The organism is Rhizobium sp. Leaf262, assembly GCF_001422245.1.
In the GTDB taxonomy this organism is placed as follows: Bacteria; Pseudomonadota; Alphaproteobacteria; order Rhizobiales; family Rhizobiaceae; genus Agrobacterium.
Map to the genome: position 1 here is coordinate 221,810 of NZ_LMMM01000015.1, position 18,722 is coordinate 240,531.

The following is an 18,722-nucleotide window of genomic DNA, read 5'->3' on the forward strand; positions in this document are numbered from 1 at the left end:
GGTCATGCTTTTCAGCAAAAAACAAAAGGCAGCGGACCACGGTCAGGCGGAGTGGTACAGCGAGGTTCCTCGTTCCATCCGCATGTATAGCATAACCGGTCTCGCCGTCCTCTTCGCCTCGTTCGGCGGCTTTGGTTACTGGGCGGGTACGGCGCCGCTGGCGTCCGCAATCATTGCACAGGGCAGTTTTGTGGCCACCGGCAACAACAAGATCATCCAGCATCTGGAAGGTGGTATCATCAAGGAAATGATGGTGAGTGAAGGCGATGTGGTCAAGGAAGGTGACGTGCTGGTCGTGCTCGACAAGACCGCTGCGCTCTCCAACGAACGCATGATCAACCTGAAGCGATTGCGACTGGAAACGATCGTCGCTCGTCTTAGGGCAGAAGCCCAGGGAGAGAAGACATTCAAAGTTCCTGATATCGTGATGGCCGAAGCAAGCGATGCCGACGTCAACGCCATCATCCAGAGCCAGAACGTCGTTTTTCACAGCAAACAGATCAAGCTGGAAGAGCAGCTCAATCTGGTCGAAAAGAACATCAAGTCGCTCGAATTCCGCTTCATCGGCTACCAGGGACAGAAAGCCTCGTTCGAGCGTCAGCAATCCCTTCTCGAGCAGGAGCGGGACTCCAAGGCCAAGTTGGCAAAGGACGGCGTGATACGCAAGACCGATATGCTGGCTCTGGAACGCGCCATTGCCGATGCCATGGGCGACATATCGCGGCTGGATGGAGAAATGAACCAGAGCGATGCCGAAATCGCAAAATTTCGGCAGGAAGCGGTGATTGCCGTCAACTCCAACAAGCAGGCCGCCCTTGACGCACTGGAAACCGCCGAAGCCGACCTTGATGGGGTTCGCCAGCAATTGCGGGAGGCCGCACAGGTTCTGGATCGCACTGTCATTCGCTCGCCGGTGAATGGCACGGTCATCCGCTCCTACTATCACACGGCAGGCGGCGTCATCACAACGGGCAAGCCGATCATGGAAATCCTCCCCGCCCATGTCCCTCTCATTCTGGAAGCGCAGGTATTGAGAACTTCTATCGATCAGCTTCACGAAGGTCAGACGGCGGCAATCCGCCTCTCGGCCCTCAATCGTCGCACGACGCCGGTGCTTGATGGCAAGGTCTTTTACGTTTCCGCCGATAGCATCGAGGAAAATGCAGGCATGCAGGTGAAGGACGTCTATATCGTGCGCGTCCAGATATCGGACGAAGAAATCGCAAAAGTGCACGGTTTCCACCCGGTTCCAGGCATGCCAGCCGATGTACTCATTCAGACATCCGAGCGAACCTTCATCGAATATCTGACCAAGCCGATCACAGACAGCATGTCGCGCGCGTTCAAGGAACGGTGACGTCAGCATCCACCGCCACGAAACCATGCATCGGCCTGAATTCCTTACCGGTTTTCAGGCCGATGCTGTATGATGACGCCATGGTTTGGCGGGAGGGTCGAAATGGCTGCGATGTCTGACGTCTTGTTGCTGGTTGGTCGCCTCAACTATGTGTGGACCAACACGGAAAGCCTGCTGATCTACGTTATTGCTCACCTTCTCAAGGTCGAGAAAGAAGCCGCCATCGTCGTGTTTCTGACGCTGAACACCACCCGCGCCCGCATTGATCTGGTCGAACGCCTCGCAAAGCTTCGCTCGACCTCAGCCTCCGACAGGAAAGCCGTTCTCGGCACCATGGCGAGGCTGAAGAAAGAAGCAAAAATGCGTAACAAGTATAATCACTGCATCTATGCCTTCGATGAACATGGCGATATTTCCAGTACGCAACTCATGCGGCTGGTGGAGGACGACAAGCATCTTCGCTACGGAAAGGTCGAGCCGGTCGACGCCGCCGAAATTCAGTTGCTGGAAGCGTCAATTGCCGAAATCGTCGAGATCAGCAAGGACATCTGGGTTTTCATAAAGGCGAGCGATTACGTTTCCGACGCTTTATAGAGCTGCATGTCTGAATGTGAGGTTATATCGCGTACGTCCTACGCCGTCGTAAGTGCCATCCTTCAATGGCATGATACCGTGATAAAAGAGCCGCGACGGACCGCCCCAGACAACGACATCGCCATGACTGAGGGGAAACTTCCGCACCGGGTCCCCCCTGTTGCTTCCACCGAACTGGAATGTAGCGGGAAGGCCGAGCGACACGGAAACGATGGGCTTTGTAAAATCCTTTTCATCCTTGTCCTGGTGGAGAGACATTTTAGCACCTGGCTCGTAACGGTTGATGAGGCAGGCATTGGGTGCGAAGTCTGGATAACCCGCCTTCAAGGCTGCGGAAACGGCAAGCCTCAGAAAACTTTCCGGCATGGCTGGCCAGATATCGCCGCTGGCCGGGTCAGTGTTTTGGTACCGATAACCACGGCGGTCGGTTACCCAACCGAATGAACCGCAATTGGTCATACCGACAGACATCGAAAACCCGCCGGGTGTCACCATGTGCCGAAACGGCGCCAGCGATGCTACACGCTCTATCTCTTCTAGGAGTTGAGCGGCATCCTTGTAGGCGTACCGGGGTAACATCCATGCGCCATCGGCCATCTTCACGGGTGCTGCCTGCTCGACATCGAGCGCCAGAAACAGATCGCCGGTCATGCTGCGACGCGCTCCCCGCGCGGACCGATAGACGAGTGAAGACGCGGACGATAGCCAGCCTTCAATGTTCGCAGCGTAGATGGCGGCGTCAGCAAACCATCGACAAACGGCACCGTATCCGTCCGCTTGTAGTGCGCATCGCCCCACAGGTGCGGTCTTCCGCCTGCAATCAGATAGGCTTTTCCAGCAGCTGCTATCATCGCGCCATCTGGAAGCTCGTCCAGCGGCGTGAGCAACATGTTCAAACGTTTGCGACGCGCCTGAAGGCGTTCCTTGTGCAGGACCGCATCCATGTTGCGCGCCGATGGTACCGAGGTCCCGTTACCGTCAGCCCATGCCGCCCGAAACGCCTCTGCATCGTCCTTCCTGCACTGAAAACAAGGACGATGACCCGCCGCCAAGGCGGTGGCTTCGTCGAAAAAGAAAAGCTCGGTCCAGCTTCGCGTCGCCATCACCTCGCGGCGGACATCCTTATAATCGCAACGACATACGAGCCACGCCTTTGACGTCCAGCGTTTTGCCGTGAGCGTTTTCGTATCTGGATCATGGATAATGCCGCGATTGCCGGTAAACAGACCCCGCAGGGGCAGAGCGAGAATGTCACCGAAGGGATCGACTCGATTCTGTAGCGGCATGTTTTTCTCCCGAACGTCCATGAGTAGCCACACCAAGTCATATGTGAAAAACGACCATTTTAGGGAGATGTGCCGCAACAGGACGCCTGTAAATGTCGCGTTAAGCACAATGGTCCATAGCTTGTTGGAGATTTCGTGGCCATACCGTCACCGCTTGAGAAGGTTCGCCTACATGTCCGCACCCGAGATGCGCCGCAAGTTATTTTCCCACGACAGACCCGATATCGTCTACGCCATCGGTGATGTGCACGGATGCTTCGATCTTCTGCTGGCGCTGCAACGGAAAATTCTCGATGATGCGGCTCAGCACCATGGCTCCAAATGGATCGTGATGCTGGGAGACTATGTGGATCGCGGGCCAAAATCCTCGTCCGTCATTCACGAGCTTTTGAAGCCGATGACGGGCGATATCGAACGCTTCTGCCTGGCAGGCAATCATGAAGCGACAATGCTGGATTTCCTCCGCAATCCGCGCCGGGATCACTTGTGGCTGGAATTCGGCGGGGTCGAAACGCTTCGCTCCTACGGTATTTCAGAGATTCCCCACGATACGCGCAAGTTGAATGCGCTTTTGCAGGAAGCCATACCAGGCGATCACATCGCCTTCATCTCCGCATTGCCATCACTGCTGGCAGTACCAGGCCTCTGCTTCGTGCATGCTGGTGTTTTGAACGGCGTACCCTTGCAGAGACAGGACGACAAGCATCTGCTGTGGATTCGTCCCAAGGAACAGACCAACCCCGGTGCGGACAATCTTTTCCTGACCGTCCACGGGCATACGCCAGTTCGCACAGTGTCGCTGACCGACAACCGGCTGAATGTCGACACCGGCGCTTTCATGACCGGAAGGCTCTCCGCCGTGAGGATCACCCGGCAGGGCGATATCACCGTCATGCACGCTGAATAGCGTCCCCAGCCAAAACAAAAAACCACCGGCAGACATTCTGCCGGTGGTTTTCACGTTCATGTGGCCAACTTAGTGGTTGTCGCGCGGCACGCCCTTGGTCTGGGCAATGCGCTGGTACTTGACGGCATTTTCCAGAACCGCGCCGGTTTCCATCTGGCCAACGAGGCCGCGCTGGATTTCCTGCCACGGGGTCTGGTGGTCCGGGTACTTATAGCCGCCAGATCCGGACAGGGCCTCATAACGCTTGGCCAGTTCTTCAGGCGAAATCAGAATGTCCGCCTTGCCGTTGCCAACGTCGATGCGAACCCGGTCGCCCGTCTGAAGGATGGCGAGACCGCCACCGGCAGCCGCTTCCGGCGATGCGTTGAGGATGGACGGGCTGCCCGATGTACCGGACTGGCGACCGTCACCGATGCAGGGAAGCGAGGTGACGCCCTGCTTGAGCAGGTAGTCCGGCGCACGCATGTTGACGACTTCTGCCGCACCCGGATAACCGATAGGGCCTGCGCCGCGCATGAACAGAACCGTGTTGGCGTCGATACCGAGCGACGGATCGTCGATGCGGTGGTGGTAATCTTCCGGTCCGTCGAACACCACGGCCTTGCCTTCGAAGGCTTCCGGGTCGTTCGGGTTGGACAGATAACGCTCGCGGAATTCCGGCGAAATCACGCTGGTCTTCATGATGGCGGACGAGAATAGGTTGCCACGCAGAACGCGGAAGCCTGCACGCTCCTTGAGCGGCTGATCGAACGGACGGATGACCTTTTCGTCTTCGATGATCGCACCACGGCAGTTTTCGCCGATGGTCTTGCCGTTCACCGTCATCGCGTCTTCCTTAATGAGGCCCTGCGTCATCAACTGGTTGACGACAGCTGGAACACCGCCTGCATGGTAATAATCTTCACCAAGATATTCGCCGGCAGGCTGAAGGTTGACCAGCAATGGCACTTCTTCGCCGTAGGTCTGCCAATCATCGACCGTCAGTTCAACGTCAAGGTGGCGCGCCAGTCCGTTCAGATGGATCGGCGCGTTGGTGGAGCCGCCGATGGCCGAGTTGACGCGGATGGCGTTGATGAAGGCATCCTTCGTCATGATGTCGGACGGCTTCAGGTCTTCCTTGACCATTTCGACGATGCGCAGGCCGGTGAGGTAGGAAATTTCCTGACGGTCACGATACGGTGCCGGAATAGCGGCAGAGCCCGGCAACTGCATGCCGAGTGCTTCGGCCAGCGAGTTCATCGTGGTCGCCGTACCCATCGTGTTGCAATAACCCGTGGATGGGGCCGAAGACGCAACCAGCTTGACGAAGCCAGCATAGTCGATTTCGCCCTTGGCCAGAAGTTCGCGGGCCTTCCAGACGATGGTGCCCGAACCGGTGCGTTCCCCACGGAACCAGCCGTTCAGCATGGGGCCGACGGAAAGTGCGATGGACGGAATGTTGACGGTGGCCGCCGCCATAAGACAGGCAGGCGTGGTCTTGTCACAGCCGATGGTCAGAACGACGCCATCGAGCGGATAGCCGTAGAGCACTTCAACGAGGCCGAGATAGGCGAGGTTACGGTCAAGGCCAGCGGTTGGGCGCTTGCCGGTTTCCTGAATAGGGTGAACCGGGAACTCGATGGCGATGCCACCGGCTTCACGAATACCTTCGCGCAGACGATGCGCGAGTTCGAGATGGTGGCGGTTGCAGGGCGACAGGTCGGAACCCGTCTGCGCAATACCGATGATCGGGCGATCCGACTGCAGTTCCGCCTGGCTGAGGCCGAAGTTCATGTAGCGCTCGAGATAGAGCGCCGTCATATCCGCGTTGTCAGGGTTATCGAACCAAGCGCGCGAACGCAGCTTACCGCCCTTGCCTTGAGTTGCGGGTAGGTTGTTCGAGTCTTTCATGATTTTGGTCTCCAGCCGAAAGTGGCGAATGGGTACGACAACAGGATTGCGACGACCTTGTGATGAGCGGCAGAGAAAAGAGCCCGGCGGGCAGGCGCACGCACCACGTCCAGCTGAGGACATCGCCCCAGGCGACCCGTCCTTTGAAAACAGTCGATGACGATTGTCACGAAATTTCCGCCCTGAATTATTCTTTTGCCCCGCCCTCATCTGCGACAATTGCCTGTGACGGTCAATGCCCCGGATCAGCGCTCGGTATTCATATTACTATTTTGTGAGGAAAGGCCTTGTCAAGTAAAGCCTCACGCCGATCCGTTCAGCCATATGAAAATATTTTGACCTCTAATTCTATTGTAAAATAACAATAAATTCCGCTTTTCTGCGTTTTGGCGGCGAAATCAACATCAGAAATTACTGAAAAGCACCTTTTCAAAGGTAATACTATATGCTCATATCGGTCTCGTCATAGCCGAATTCATCTCTGGGAGGATATAAGATGAAAAAAGCAATTGCGGCAGTTACTGTCGCTTTTTCTGTGTGTCTGGCATCAGGCGTTTCCGCAAAATCTCTGACCGTTGGCTTCTCGCAGATCGGCTCCGAATCCGGTTGGCGTGCGGCTGAAACGACCGTTACCAAGCAGCAAGCCGAGAAGCGCGGCGTAACGCTGAAGTTTGCCGATGCGCAGCAGAAGCAGGAAAACCAGATCAAGGCCATCAGAGGCTTTATCGCACAGGGCGTCGATGCGATCTTCATCGCACCTGTCGTTGCCACCGGCTGGGATGCCGTTCTCAAGGAAGCCAAGGAAGAGAAGATCCCCGTGATCCTTCTCGACCGCCAGATCGAAGCTCCAGACAGCCTGTATCTGACAGCAGTCACGTCCGATCAGGTTCATGAAGGCAAGGTTGCCGGTGAATGGCTGGCCAAGGATGTCGGCTCCAAGGATTGCAAGGTCGTCGAGCTTCAGGGCACCACCGGTTCTTCGCCTGCCATCAACCGCAAGAAGGGCTTCGAAGAAGGCATCGCATCGCATGCCAACATCAAGATCGTTCGTTCGCAGACCGGTGACTTTACCCGCACCAAGGGTAAGGAAGTCATGGAAAGCTTCATCAAGGCTGAAGGCGGCGGCAAGGATATCTGCGCAGTCTACGCCCATAACGACGACATGGCTGTCGGCGCAATCCAAGCCATCAAGGAAGCCGGCCTGAAGCCCGGCACGGATATCAAGGTCGTGTCCATCGATGCGGTTCCTGATATCTTCAAGGCCATGGCCGCCGGTGAAGCCAATGCGACTGTGGAACTGACACCGAACATGGCCGGCCCCGCCTTCGATGCGCTCGACGCGTATCTGAAGGACAAGAAAGAGCCGAAGAAGTGGATCCAGACGGAATCCAAACTCTACACCGCGTCTGATGACCCGATGAAGGTTTACGAGGAGAAGAAGGGACTGGGCTACTAAGCCGGTTTCCAACTTCGGGAACGGCGGGCGACCGCCGTTCCTTCCTTACTGTCCGTGCAGGAAAATACCATGTCCGAAGCCAGCCCCCTTCTGGAAGCGCGCGCCATTGGAAAATCGTTCCTCGGCATCGCTGCTCTCGATAATGTCGACATATCGCTCAACCGCGGTGAAGTGCATGCGCTGCTCGGTGAAAACGGCGCTGGGAAATCGACGCTCATCAAAATATTGACCGGTGTCTACAACCGGGACCGTGGCACGATACGCCTGGAGGGAAGCGAAATTTCCCCTGCGAATGTCGCGGAAGCACAGAACCTCGGCATCGGAACGGTCTATCAGGAGGTCAATCTTCTCGAGAACCTGACGGTTGCCGAAAACCTGTTTCTCGGCAGACAGCCCCGCCGTTTCGGCCTGATCGACCGGCGCGAAATGCGCGTGAGATCACAGAAGCTTCTGGCGCGCTACGGGCTTTCGATCAATGTCGATGCCCTGCTTTCCAGCTACTCGGTCGCCATCCGCCAGATCATCGCGATTGCACGCGCCGTCGACCTCTCCGGCAAAGTTCTGGTGCTGGACGAGCCGACGGCCAGTCTGGACAACCACGAAGTCGAGATGCTGTTTACCGTGCTGCGCCAGTTGCGCGCCGAGGGGCTGGGCATCGTTATCATCACCCACTTTCTCAATCAGGTCTACGACATTGCCGACCGCGTGACGGTTTTGCGCAACGGCAAGCTTGTCGGCACCCGCACCATTTCCGAGTTGCCGCGCGGCGAACTCATTTCCATGATGCTGGGCCGGGAGCTGCAAAGCGTGACCCATGATCGCCAGGCCCCGGAAGCAACCGTGGTGGAGGGCGAAGCACCCATTCGCTTTACCGGTTACGGAAAGCGCGGTAGCGTCGAGCCTTTCGATCTCGACGTGCGCCCCGGTGAAGTCGTCGGCATTGCAGGGCTTCTGGGATCGGGCCGCAGCGAGACGGCGTTCCTTCTGTTCGGCATCGATAAGCCGGATGGCGGACAGGCCAGCATCGACGGCAAGGCCGTTGCCATCACCTCACCGGAAGCCGCCATCGACAACGGTTTCGGCTTCTGCCCGGAAGAACGAAAGACGGACGGCATTATCGGTGATTTTTCCGTGGCGGATAATATCGCCCTTGCCCTGCAGGCCCGACAGGGATGGATGCGCCCGCTCTCGCACAAGCAAAAGGCCGCATTGGCGGATGGCTTCATCAAATCGCTCGACATCCGCCCGGCGGATCGCGAACGGCCTATCAAGTTTCTCTCCGGTGGCAACCAGCAGAAAGCGATCCTTGCACGCTGGCTGGCGACCGATCCAAGGCTGCTCATTCTCGACGAACCCACACGCGGCATCGATATCGGTGCGCATGCGGAAATCCTGAAAATGATCGAGCGTCTCTGTTCGCAAGGCATGTCGCTCATCGTCATATCGTCGGAATTGGAAGAGCTGACGGCTGTGGCGCACCGCGTCATCGTGCTGTCCGATCGCCGCCATGTGGCCGAACTCAAGGGAGAAGACGTGACGGCTGACAATATCATGCAAGCCATTGCCAGTGCCGCCAGAACGGAGGCCGCATGATGAATATTGTCACCAAGCGCCTGAAACGGCTGGCACCCCAGCTTGTCGCCCTCGTCATCATCCTTGGCGCCATCGCCGCCATCTCGCCCGGTTTTCTGAACGTCTCGTTCCAGAACGGACGCCTTTATGGCAGCATCATCGACATTCTGGTGCGTGCCGCACCCGTGGCGCTGTTGACCATAGGCATGACGCTGGTCATTGCCACCAAGGGCATCGACCTTTCCATCGGCGCGGTCATTGCCATCTGCGGCGCGGTTGCGGCAATGTTGATCAGCGGCGGTCACTCGATCCCGGTCGTGATTGCCGTATCGCTGGCGGTCGGTATTGCCTGCGGCATCTGGAACGGCATTCTCGTCGCCATCCTCGACATTCAACCGATCATTGCCACCCTAATTCTGATGGTCGCGGGGCGTGGCATTGCCCAGTTGATTACCGAAGGCGTCATTCTGACCTTCAACAATGACAGCTTTTCTGCCCTCGGCTCCGGCTCCTTCGCGGGTATTCCGATGCCGATCATCATCTGGGTGCTGACCGCCTTACTGATCGGCATTCTGGTGCGCAAATCTGCACTCGGCTTTCTGATCGAAGCGACCGGCGTCAACCGTCGCGCCGCAGCCTTGGCCGGTGTTAGAGCCCGCTTCCTGCTGTTCTTCGTCTACGCCGTCTCAGGCCTTTGCGCCGCCGTCGCGGGCTTGATCGTGACCGCCGACATCAGGGGTGCGGATGCCAACAATGCCGGGCTTTGGCTGGAACTCGATGCCATCCTCGCGGTGGTGATCGGAGGCACATCTCTGAATGGCGGGCGCTTCTCCATCACTGCCTCGCTGATCGGCGCCCTGATCATCCAGACGATCAACACAGGCATTCTCGTGTCCGGCTTTCCGCCGGAGTTCAACCTCATCATCAAGGCGGGCATCATCATCATCGTGCTGACACTGCAATCCCCTGCCATCGGCACCTTTATCGGCTTTGCCAGATCGCGAAAGCCCGATGGCCCTGCCCCGCACGCCAAACCCGTGAACCATGAGGGAGCCGCGCGATGATCCACACCCGCAACCTGCCCTTTCTGACGACACTCGCGGTCTTCATCGTCGCCTATGTGCTGTGCGTGATGCAATATCCCGCGATGTTTTCCACCCGCGTCGTTGGCAATCTTCTGACGGACAATGCCTTTCTCGGCATCGCCTCCGTCGGCATGACCTTCGTCATCCTGTCCGGTGGCATCGACCTGTCCATCGGTTCAGTCATTGCCTTTACCAGCGTGTTTGTGGCCGTGCTGGTCGGCACCTATAATGTCCACCCGCTGGTGGCCTTCGCCGCCGTGCTGGTCATCTCCACCCTGTTCGGCTGCCTGATGGGCGCGATGATCCGATTTCTGACGATCCCGCCCTTCGTGGTGACGCTGGCGGGCATGTTTCTGGCGCGTGGTGCGGCCTATCTCATCTCGACGGATTCGGTGCCGATCTCGCATCCCGTCATCGATGCCATTCAGGGCTTCTATTTCCGCTTTCCCGGCGGTGGGCGGTTGACGGCGCTGGCTATTCTGATGCTAATCGTCTTTGCCGTTGGCATCTTCGTGGCAAGCCGGACGCGCTTTGGCGCCAATATCTATGCGCTCGGCGGCAACCAGCAATCGGCGGAACTGATGGGCGTTCCCATCGGCAAGACGATCATTGGCATCTATGCACTATCGGGCTTTCTCTCCGGGCTAGCGGGCATTGTCTACACGCTCTACACCTCCTCAGGCTATTCGCTGGCAACGGTGGGCGTGGAACTGGATGCCATCGCAGCCGTGGTCATCGGCGGCACCTTGCTGACGGGCGGCACCGGGCTGGTGGCAGGCACCTTCATCGGCCTGCTGATCCAGGGGCTTATCCAGACCTATATCGTTTTCGAGGGCACGCTGTCGTCCTGGTGGACGAAAATCGTCATCGGCATACTATTGTTCATATTCATCGTGTTGCAACGCACAATCATCTGGTATTCAAACAGACGATTGGCCGGGGGACATCCGGCATAACGGAAGCGGAGGCATTGATTGGGGCTGCTGGAAACCACGATTACCGGACGAAAGCGGCGTAGCAGCCACGCGCATGTCGTGGCTGAACTCGGCAGCGCCATCGTCTCCGGTCGCATCCCCGAAGGATCGCTTCTGCCGAACGATGCGGAGCTTTCCCTACGCTTCGGCGTTTCGCGCACCGTTCTGCGGGAAACGATGAAGACGCTGGCAGCCAAACGCCTTGTGGAGCCCAAAGCCAAGGTCGGAACGCGTGTTCTGGAAAAATCCAGCTGGAACTTCTTCGACCCCGACGTTCTGGGCTGGCGCTGCGACGCCGGGCTGGACCCCGAATTCATCAATCATCTGGCCGACATCCGGCTGGCACTGGAGCCCGCAGCGGCAGCGGCTGCCGCCCGCCACGCCTCCAGCGAAGACATCGTCTCGCTCTACACCATCGCCGCGCAATTCGATAACGTGAACCACACTCCTGAAAGCATTGCGAAGGTCGATCTGGACTTTCATCTGGCGGTCGCGCGCATTTCCGGCAATCCGTTCATGCGCTCTGCCAGCGGCCTGATCGAGGCGGCACTGGCCATTTCCTTCCAGCTTTCGTCACCCGCATCATCGCCCGAAACGATTTCGGAAATCGCCTCCAACCATCTGCGCATCGTTCACGCCATTGCCGCACGCGATGAAGATGCTGCCATCAAAGCCATGCGGCAGGTCATTCTGGTGGGCAAGGACCGGATCAAGAACGCGATTTCCGAGTGAGCATCAGAAGCCTCAATGAAAATTGCGGCCTTTGACGGTGATGTGGTCTTCGCCATCGTCCTGAATGTCTGACCGTTTCGGCATGCGGCGTCGGTCTTCCGGTGGAATGCCGTGATGGAACTCATCGCCCCGGCCATGCGGCAGCGGAAACGGTCCCTCCCTTTCGCCGACGCTCTTCAGCACATCCGAGAGATCGGTGACGCGATGGGCCACAAGATGCACGACCTCGCCCTCGCGCTGTAGCTTGCCGTAGATGCCAACCATGCCAGCCGAGAGAATGACCCGGCGGAATTTCTCGAAGGTTTTGACCCAGACCACGGCATTGGCAATGCCCGTCTCGTCCTCCAGCGTCATGAAGATGACGCCCTTGGCCGAGCCGGGCCGCTGGCGGATCAACACCAGCCCTGCCACCTCCAGCCAGCGTCCGTCTTTCGCATTGACGGCCTGCGCACAGGTGGTGATGCGCCGCCGGGAAAGATCGTCGCGCAGGAAGGCCATGGGATGCTGGCGCAGCGTCAGCCCGACATGGCCGTAATCCTGCACTACCTCGCCGCCAGCCGTCATGGGCCGCAGGGCAACCTCCGGCTCGCTCAGTTCCGCAATCACGCTGTTCTGGCGCGTGGCCGCCGCCGCAAACAAAGGCAGCGGCTCATCCCGCAACGCCTTGATGGCCCACAGAGCCTGACGGCGGGAGAGGCCAAGCGATGGCAGAAACGCATCGGCTTCGGCAAGGGCAACCAGCGCATCGACGGGAACACCGGCCCTGCGCCATAAATCATCAATGGAAACGAACGGCCGGTCCTCACGGCACGCGATGATATCGCCCGCGCGCTTGTTGGACAGCCCCTTGACCAGACACATGCCGAGCCGCACGGCATTTCGCTCAGGCCCGACTTTCTCCTCCAGCGCACAATCCCAACGACTGGTGTTGATGCAGACCGGGCGCACGACGACACCGTGATTTTGCGCATCGCGGACCAGCTGAGCCGGGGCATAGAAGCCCATGGGTTGCGAGTTCAAAAGAGCGACGCAGAAAATATCTGGGTGGTGGCATTTTACCCAAGAGGACGCGTAGGCAATCAGCGCGAAGGAGGCCGCGTGGCTTTCCGGGAAACCGTAGCTGCCGAAACCTTTGATCTGCTCGAAGAGCCGTTTCGCGAACTCTTCAGGAAAGCCGTTTTTGATGAGGCCACTGACCAGTTGCTTTTCAAAATTGGCAATCGTTCCAACATTCTTGAAGGTCGCCATTGCCCGCCTCAACTGGTCGGCTTCATTGGCAGAAAAGCCTGCACAATCAATGGCGAGCCGCATGGCATGTTCTTGAAAGAGCGGGACACCCAGCGTCTTCCAAAGGACTTGTTTGAGCATGGGGTGCTCATACTCGATTGTTTTCCCCTGTGCTTTTTCCTGCCGCCTTTTGAGATAGGGGTGCACCATATTGCCCTGAATGGGACCGGGACGCACAATCGCTACCTGAATGACGAGGTCGTAGAGTTCCTGCGGCCTCAGCCTCGGCAGCATGGACATCTGGGCGCGACTTTCGATCTGGAACGTGCCTATCGTGTCAGCCTTGCAGATCATGTCATAGGTAGCACCGTCACCATTTTCGATGCTGGTCAGTCCGAATGTCTTGCCCTTCCGCTCCGTCAACATCTCGAACGCACGGCGCATGCAGGACAGCATGCCAAGCGCCAGACAATCCATCTTCATGAACCTGACGATTTCGATATCGTCCTTGTCCCACTCTATAATGCGCCTGCCCTTCATCGCAGCAGGCAGGATGGGAACGAGTTCATCCAGTCGGTCATGGGTCAGAACGAAACCACCGGGATGCTGGCTGAAATGACGGGGCGTTCCGATCAGTTGGCGGGCAAGATCGAAGGCCAGTTGCACCCGACGATCATTCAGATTGATGTTGAGGTCCTTCGCTTCCTTCTCACCCGCATCCTCCGTCCACCACCAGATTTGCGAGGACATGAGCTTGGTTAGGTCCTCCGGCAGACCCAGCACTTTGCCAACATCGCGAATGGCGCCTTTACCACGATATCGGCTGATGACGGAGCAGAGTGCTGCCTTGTCATGCCCATAGTGATTGTAAATCCATTGGATGATCTCTTCGCGACGCTGATGTTCGAAATCGACATCGATATCCGGCGGCTCATCACGATCTTCCGAGACGAAGCGTTCGAACAGAAGGTCGCTTTCCTTCGGATCTATGGCGGTAATGCCTAATACAAAACAAACGGCAGAATTGGCCGCCGAGCCACGGCCCTGACACAGAATCTCCATTTCTCGTGCCTTACGGACGATGGCATTCACGGTGAGGAAATAGGGGGCATATTTCTTCTTGGCGATGATCGCCAACTCATGTTTGAGGGTCTTTTCCACCTTTTCGGGCAGACCATCCGGGTATTTTTCCGGCACTTCATCCCAGACGTATTTCTCAAGCGCTTCCTGCGCACTCAATCCCGGCTCAATATTTTCTTCAGGATATTGATATTTCAGTTCCTTGAGAGAAAAAGTGCACCGCCGCACAATCTCCAGCGTTCGCCTGAGAGCGCCCGGATAGGCGGAAAATAGCCGGTGCATTTCCTGCGGCGGTTTCAGGTAGCGGTCGGCGTGTCGCTCCCGCCGGAAACCGGCATCGTCGATGGTGCAATTGTGGCGGATGCAGGTGACGACATCCTGCAGCATGCGGCGTTCCGGTTCGTGAAACAGCACGTCGTTGGTAACCACGGTGGCAACACCGATGCGCTGCGCCATGCGTGAGAGATCGTAGAGGCGGACATGATCGTTCGGGCGGCGGCGCAGGCTCATGGCGACATAGGCGCGATCCCCGAAATCCGCTTTCAAGCGCCGCAGCCGGATAGACAGGGCGTCATCCACAAGGTCTGGCAGGAAGATGACCAGCAGCCCCTCGCCATAGGTCACCAGATCGCGCCAACTCAGATCGCACTTGCCCTTTGCCGCATCTTTCTTGCCGTGGGTGAGCAGACGGCACAATCGACCATAGGCGGCGCGATCGGTGGGGTAGACCAGCACGGAGATATCATCTTCCAAGTCGAGCCTGCACCCGACGACGAGCCGGATGCCGGTTTTTTCTGCCGCCTCATGGGCGCGGGGGATGCCGGTGAGGCTGTTGCGATCCACGATGCCCAGCGCCTCGATGCCGAGGGCTTTTGCCTGCGCGAACAAATCCTCGCAGGAACTGACGCCCCGCAGAAACGAGAAATGCGACGTGACCTGAAGTTCGGCGTAATGGGCGCTCATCCGAATAGCCCGTGTAGGAACCAAAGCTGAGAGCCGGTATTGGCGTGTTCGCCATCGCCGGCGCGGAAAATCCAGAAACGCTCGCCGCTCTCATCCTCCACCATGAAATAATCGCGAACGGCGGCCTGTTCGCGGTCGCGTTTCCACCATTCGCCGAACACGCGCTCCGGCCCATCGGCGCGTTTCACCAGACGGCGGATGCCGCGCCATGTGAAACTTTTGGGTGGATGGTCCGGCAGCAGCGCCATGGTCTGGATCGGTTCCGGGCGGGCAAAAAGGCGCACCGGGCGTGGCCAGTGGTCCGGCCAGCCGAGGGCATCATCAGCAGATTGGGCGGCTACCATCTGCACGGAACGTTCCGGCACGTCGCTGGCGACAGCGGCGTAACGATAGACCTTGTGGCCGCGGTTGATGATGACATCCACGGTTTCGCCGATATCAGCCTTCGCATCATCCAGCAGGGTGGAACGCGCCTGCCCCAGCACCAGCGCTTCCGCGTGCGTTGCCGTCAGCGTCATTTTCTCGATGCCGAAGCCGGGATTGATCGTATCGATCCGGTCGCACAAGAGGCGGGTGAGCTGTTTGACATCGCGAACCGGCTTCGACGTTCCCGCACGGATGGCCTGCAAGCCGCTATCGACCCGGTGCAGGACAAGATCGACACGCCGGGCCCCAAGACCGCGTTTTTCCAGCCCGATGCAAAGCTGGCGAACGAGCTTTTCGGTGTATCGTGCGATGGTCTCGGCAGCGGAAATCGGTTCGGCAAAGAAGCGGAAGGCCTCGACCAGTTCCGGGATGCGGATCGGCTCGATGGGTTCTGACAGCAGGCAATGGGCCTGATCCAGCCTGCGCCCGATTTCCGGACCGAACCGCAGGGTAAGCGGCGCTCGCGCCGTGGCCATCAGCTCTGCAATGGTGCGAAACCCCAGCACTTTCAGGTCGGCCACAATCCTCGGCTCAAGGCGCAGTGCCGCCAAGGGTAGAGCGGCGAGTGCGGCGGCGGCCCCATGTTGCGGCACGATGGTCACAGGCTGTTTTCCAAAACGGGCAAGCGCATGCGCGCCCCCCCAGCTATCGGCAATCGCAGCGCGCGCGGTAAAGCCAAGCCCGTGCAGGCGGTTGACCATGCCGGTCAGCATCAGGTTCTCGTTGCCATGCAAATGGTCTGCGCCTGTCGTATCCAGCACCAGACCATCGGGCGGATCGGGCGCGACGATGGGCGCATAGATGCGCAGAAACCAGAAGGCGAGATCGCGCAGTGCCTTGGCGTCGTCAGCCGCCTGCAATTCCTCAACGATGAGGCCGGGAATGATGGCCTGCGCCTTGCTGACGGGCATGCCGAGCCGCAGGCCCACTGCCGTTGCGGCTGCATCCTGCGCTGCAATGACGCGTCGGCTTCCCTGTCTGGCAATCATCACGACTGGCCTATCAAGCGCTGGCGCTTGTTTGCCAAGCGCCCTGCGGTATCGATCCGTCGACCATGTCGGCAGGTAGAGCGAGACGACCCTTTGCATCACAGGCTTCCACTTCAAAATCGGCACATTCGCCACCACGACAGCGCAAAAGCTCCAGAAACCAGCGCGCCCGCCCTACTCCCTGCACGGGTAACGGCGTGGAGGGCCGCACGGAAATACGCCAGCGGGTCACGGCAGCGGTCGGCTGCCCAAACTCCACGGCACCGGATGGATGACGCCAGCGGCGAATGGCAAGGCCTACGACACCGGAGGCTTCCGCCGCCAGTTGCAGACGCCGGGACGTGTTCATCGGCAGCTTCGAGATCTCTCCCACCACGGCCCCGAAGCCGTTGCAGCGCAGGCCTTCCTCGAAACAATCCAGCACGCCCTTCTCATCGCGACACTCCACGATGATCAGCCGGTTTTGCGACAGGCCTGCCTGCGTCAAGGCAGGCATGAACAGATCAGGCCGCGTCACGCACCACAGGATTTTGCCTTTCACACGCGCAGCGATGCCTGCCGAAAACAGGGCCGATGCTGCACCATCCACCGCGCCATTGCCGCCGCCGCTGACCTCATGCAGGCTGCCAAGCTTCAAACCGCCGCCCGGCAGATGGTCATCAAGGGCGGGAACACCGAAGGGCAGAATCTCCTGGTGGCGGGCCGGGCCTTGCGTGATCCGCTCCAGCCTTTCCCGCAATTCTTCCACAACAAGCTGTTCGGCGCGTTTATGCATGACACAGATTTCTACAGAGCATTGACGCTGAAAAACTAATTGTTCACTTTTTGTTCCTTTTTCGGCAAAGAGTCAACAACCGCTATGATTCATTTGTGGAGAAGGAAGACGAGCTACATCCTGTGAGGATCAGGACCGGTAATGGGGCGCATGTTGACGCCGGGGAATGCACGGGCACTGACCATCGCATGTTGAGGCAATGTCAGCTTGCCCGCTGCATAATAAAGCAGGAACGAGCCAATCTGATAGGCGAATATGATGTCGATTTCCACAAAGGACCGCACCACGAAGAGCGCGCATAGCGCGCACAATATGAGCCCTTGCGGATCATCTCTTTTCACAAGAATGGACCGCAAGTGACCGAGCAATGTGCCGTAAAGCACCATTGCCAGCAGGATCATTCCAACAAAGCCGTTTTCGACAACCGTTTCGATATAGGTGTTGTGAAAGTGAAAGCCTGTGCGTGTGGTGATGAAGAAATCCTCCCAGAGGCGCTCAGCATCGTAAAAGCCCATGACCCAGAAGCCTTGATATCCAACGCCCAGAATGGGAGAGGCCTTGGCCGCTTCGATACCCTGCTGCCACAGATAGGTACGACCTGTCAGCGTGGAATCCTTGCCGAAAATACCGAGCACAGCATCCAGCAAACCGAATTGCAACGACGCCACGACAACGAGGCCGCCAACACCCACCAGCGCCAGAAAGATCATCTTTCGGTTGGCGGGAGACAGCATGTTCATGGGCAGGAAGCCGATGATCATTGCCACAACCGCAGCCGTGGTAATGACAGACGTGGCCGATTGCGACGCAAGCAGGCAATAGGCCGAAAGCAAGCCAGCCATGCCGGCTACACCGAGCCAAAACACATCACGCTGCCGCAACACCAAAACTGAAGATGCCGCAAAGATGACCCCGAGAGAGGCATAGAAACCGAGCTGGTTTTTGGAAGAAAATGCACCGACGAAACTCACGGTACCATCCAAAGCGTCGAACAGATAAAGCCCGAACAGCAACGAATATAAGAGAACAACGATGATGCCGATCAGCGCGCCGCGCGTCAGTGTCCTTATCGAAATTACGCGCATGGCAATCAGCGCGCAGACGATGTGCGTCATGTACTGAATGGAGGCGCGCAGGGTGACAGACATGGCGTCCGACCAGAAGCTGGAAAGGATTGCCAGAATTCCAAAAGCAAGAATCCAGAGATATTTGAAGTAATTTCCAAGGACCCGACGATAATCCACGACAACAAGCGGCAGCCACACGCCATAATAGGCGAGCACCGAGATCATACCGAACTTGGATGAATAGGCGAAGACAAAGAACGACAGCGCTACCGCCGCCGTTCCGTAAAGACCATTTCTATCCGGATCGATCAGAGCCGACTTGGCAATCCGCATGCTTTGGCC

At 58.1% G+C, this 18,722-nt stretch carries 15 protein-coding genes; 8 read left to right on the plus strand and 7 right to left on the minus strand.

Features of this window, described 5'->3' with window-relative positions; genetic code table 11:
* The first annotated feature begins 4 nt into the window (after positions 1-4).
* Complete coding sequence (locus ASF29_RS13590) at positions 5-1,357, plus strand: HlyD family type I secretion periplasmic adaptor subunit (RefSeq protein ID WP_062451199.1); 1,353 nt, start codon at positions 5-7, stop codon at positions 1,355-1,357.
* Between the two features lie 102 nt (positions 1,358-1,459).
* On the plus strand, positions 1,460-1,951 hold the full coding sequence (locus tag ASF29_RS13595; RefSeq protein WP_062451200.1) for a hypothetical protein: 492 nt from the start codon (positions 1,460-1,462) through the stop codon (positions 1,949-1,951).
* Here ASF29_RS13595 and alkB read toward each other — a convergent pair.
* Together alkB and ASF29_RS13605 are read right to left on the minus strand one after the other, a co-directional pair.
* Positions 1,946-2,602, minus strand: coding sequence for a DNA oxidative demethylase AlkB (gene alkB / locus ASF29_RS13600; protein WP_062451201.1), 657 nt, complete (start codon positions 2,600-2,602; stop codon positions 1,946-1,948). The genes ASF29_RS13595 and alkB overlap by 6 nt on opposite strands.
* Entirely contained in the window at positions 2,599-3,237 is a 639-nt protein-coding gene (locus tag ASF29_RS13605; RefSeq protein ID WP_062451202.1) for a hypothetical protein, read from the minus strand. The genes alkB and ASF29_RS13605 overlap by 4 nt, the downstream gene beginning before the upstream one ends.
* 172 nt (positions 3,238-3,409) lie before the next feature.
* Between ASF29_RS13605 and ASF29_RS13610 the strand changes: the two genes are divergently transcribed.
* Entirely contained in the window at positions 3,410-4,144 is a 735-nt protein-coding gene (locus ASF29_RS13610; protein ID WP_062451203.1) for a metallophosphoesterase, read from the plus strand.
* 69 nt (positions 4,145-4,213) lie between these two features.
* Here the strand turns inward: ASF29_RS13610 and ASF29_RS13615 are convergent, their stop codons facing one another.
* Positions 4,214-6,034, minus strand: a complete 1,821-nt coding sequence (locus ASF29_RS13615; RefSeq protein WP_062451204.1) for an IlvD/Edd family dehydratase — start codon at positions 6,032-6,034, stop codon at positions 4,214-4,216.
* Between the two features lie 496 nt (positions 6,035-6,530).
* Between ASF29_RS13615 and ytfQ the strand changes: the two genes are divergently transcribed.
* From ytfQ to ASF29_RS13640, 5 genes are all read left to right on the plus strand, one after another.
* Entirely contained in the window at positions 6,531-7,490 is a 960-nt protein-coding gene (gene ytfQ / locus ASF29_RS13620; protein ID WP_062451205.1) for a galactofuranose ABC transporter, galactofuranose-binding protein YtfQ, read from the plus strand.
* 69 nt (positions 7,491-7,559) lie between these two features.
* Complete coding sequence (locus ASF29_RS13625) at positions 7,560-9,083, plus strand: sugar ABC transporter ATP-binding protein (protein ID WP_062451206.1); 1,524 nt, start codon at positions 7,560-7,562, stop codon at positions 9,081-9,083.
* Positions 9,080-10,126 (plus strand): ABC transporter permease, encoded by a 1,047-nt coding sequence (locus ASF29_RS13630; protein ID WP_062451207.1) that lies wholly within the window; start codon positions 9,080-9,082, stop codon positions 10,124-10,126. Before ASF29_RS13625 ends, ASF29_RS13630 begins: the two co-directional genes overlap by 4 nt.
* Positions 10,123-11,103 carry a galactofuranose ABC transporter, permease protein YjfF gene (yjfF, locus tag ASF29_RS13635; protein ID WP_082453504.1) on the plus strand — a complete coding sequence of 327 codons (981 nt, stop codon included), beginning with the start codon at positions 10,123-10,125 and terminating at the stop codon, positions 11,101-11,103. Before ASF29_RS13630 ends, yjfF begins: the two co-directional genes overlap by 4 nt.
* Positions 11,104-11,121: 18 nt before the next feature.
* The gene (locus tag ASF29_RS13640; RefSeq protein ID WP_062451208.1) at positions 11,122-11,853 is read left to right on the plus strand and encodes a FadR/GntR family transcriptional regulator; all 732 of its coding nucleotides are present in this window, start codon (positions 11,122-11,124) and stop codon (positions 11,851-11,853) included.
* Between the two features lie 12 nt (positions 11,854-11,865).
* On the opposite strand, the gene ASF29_RS13645 is transcribed toward ASF29_RS13640, so the two are convergent.
* The 4 genes from ASF29_RS13645 to ASF29_RS13660 all read right to left on the minus strand — a co-directional run bounded on the left by ASF29_RS13645 (position 11,866) and on the right by ASF29_RS13660 (position 18,713).
* A complete protein-coding gene (locus ASF29_RS13645) occupies positions 11,866-15,123 on the minus strand; it encodes an error-prone DNA polymerase (protein ID WP_062451209.1) in 3,258 nt (1,085 codons plus the stop codon).
* Positions 15,120-16,637 carry a DNA polymerase Y family protein gene (locus ASF29_RS13650; RefSeq protein ID WP_082453505.1) on the minus strand — a complete coding sequence of 506 codons (1,518 nt, stop codon included), beginning with the start codon at positions 16,635-16,637 and terminating at the stop codon, positions 15,120-15,122. The genes ASF29_RS13645 and ASF29_RS13650 overlap by 4 nt, the downstream gene beginning before the upstream one ends.
* Positions 16,552-17,313, minus strand: coding sequence for an ImuA family protein (locus ASF29_RS13655; RefSeq protein WP_062451211.1), 762 nt, complete (start codon positions 17,311-17,313; stop codon positions 16,552-16,554). The genes ASF29_RS13650 and ASF29_RS13655 overlap by 86 nt, the downstream gene beginning before the upstream one ends.
* A gap of 113 nt (positions 17,314-17,426) precedes the next feature.
* On the minus strand, positions 17,427-18,713 hold the full coding sequence (locus tag ASF29_RS13660) for an O-antigen ligase (RefSeq protein WP_062451212.1): 1,287 nt from the start codon (positions 18,711-18,713) through the stop codon (positions 17,427-17,429).
* Between the last annotated feature and the right edge of the window lie 9 nt (positions 18,714-18,722).

Bases quoted from the DNA above. Each gene is read 5' to 3' on its own strand.
- ASF29_RS13655 (WP_062451211.1), bottom strand. From the start codon at position 17,313: ATGCATAAACGCGCCGAACAGCTTGTTGTGGAAGAATTGCGGGAAAGG.
- ASF29_RS13615 (WP_062451204.1), bottom strand. From the start codon at position 6,034: ATGAAAGACTCGAACAACCTACCCGCAACTCAAGGCAAGGGCGGTAAG.
- ASF29_RS13650 (WP_082453505.1), bottom strand. From the start codon at position 16,637: ATGCAAAGGGTCGTCTCGCTCTACCTGCCGACATGGTCGACGGATCGA.
- alkB (WP_062451201.1), bottom strand. From the start codon at position 2,602: ATGACCGGCGATCTGTTTCTGGCGCTCGATGTCGAGCAGGCAGCACCC.
- ASF29_RS13660 (WP_062451212.1), bottom strand. From the start codon at position 18,713: ATGCGGATTGCCAAGTCGGCTCTGATCGATCCGGATAGAAATGGTCTT.
- ASF29_RS13625 (WP_062451206.1), top strand. From the start codon at position 7,560: ATGTCCGAAGCCAGCCCCCTTCTGGAAGCGCGCGCCATTGGAAAATCG.
- ASF29_RS13605 (WP_062451202.1), bottom strand. From the start codon at position 3,237: ATGCCGCTACAGAATCGAGTCGATCCCTTCGGTGACATTCTCGCTCTG.
- ASF29_RS13595 (WP_062451200.1), top strand. From the start codon at position 1,460: ATGGCTGCGATGTCTGACGTCTTGTTGCTGGTTGGTCGCCTCAACTAT.
- ASF29_RS13590 (WP_062451199.1), top strand. From the start codon at position 5: ATGCTTTTCAGCAAAAAACAAAAGGCAGCGGACCACGGTCAGGCGGAG.
- yjfF (WP_082453504.1), top strand. From the start codon at position 10,123: ATGATCCACACCCGCAACCTGCCCTTTCTGACGACACTCGCGGTCTTC.
- ASF29_RS13610 (WP_062451203.1), top strand. From the start codon at position 3,410: ATGTCCGCACCCGAGATGCGCCGCAAGTTATTTTCCCACGACAGACCC.
- ytfQ (WP_062451205.1), top strand. From the start codon at position 6,531: ATGAAAAAAGCAATTGCGGCAGTTACTGTCGCTTTTTCTGTGTGTCTG.
- ASF29_RS13630 (WP_062451207.1), top strand. From the start codon at position 9,080: ATGATGAATATTGTCACCAAGCGCCTGAAACGGCTGGCACCCCAGCTT.
- ASF29_RS13645 (WP_062451209.1), bottom strand. From the start codon at position 15,123: ATGAGCGCCCATTACGCCGAACTTCAGGTCACGTCGCATTTCTCGTTT.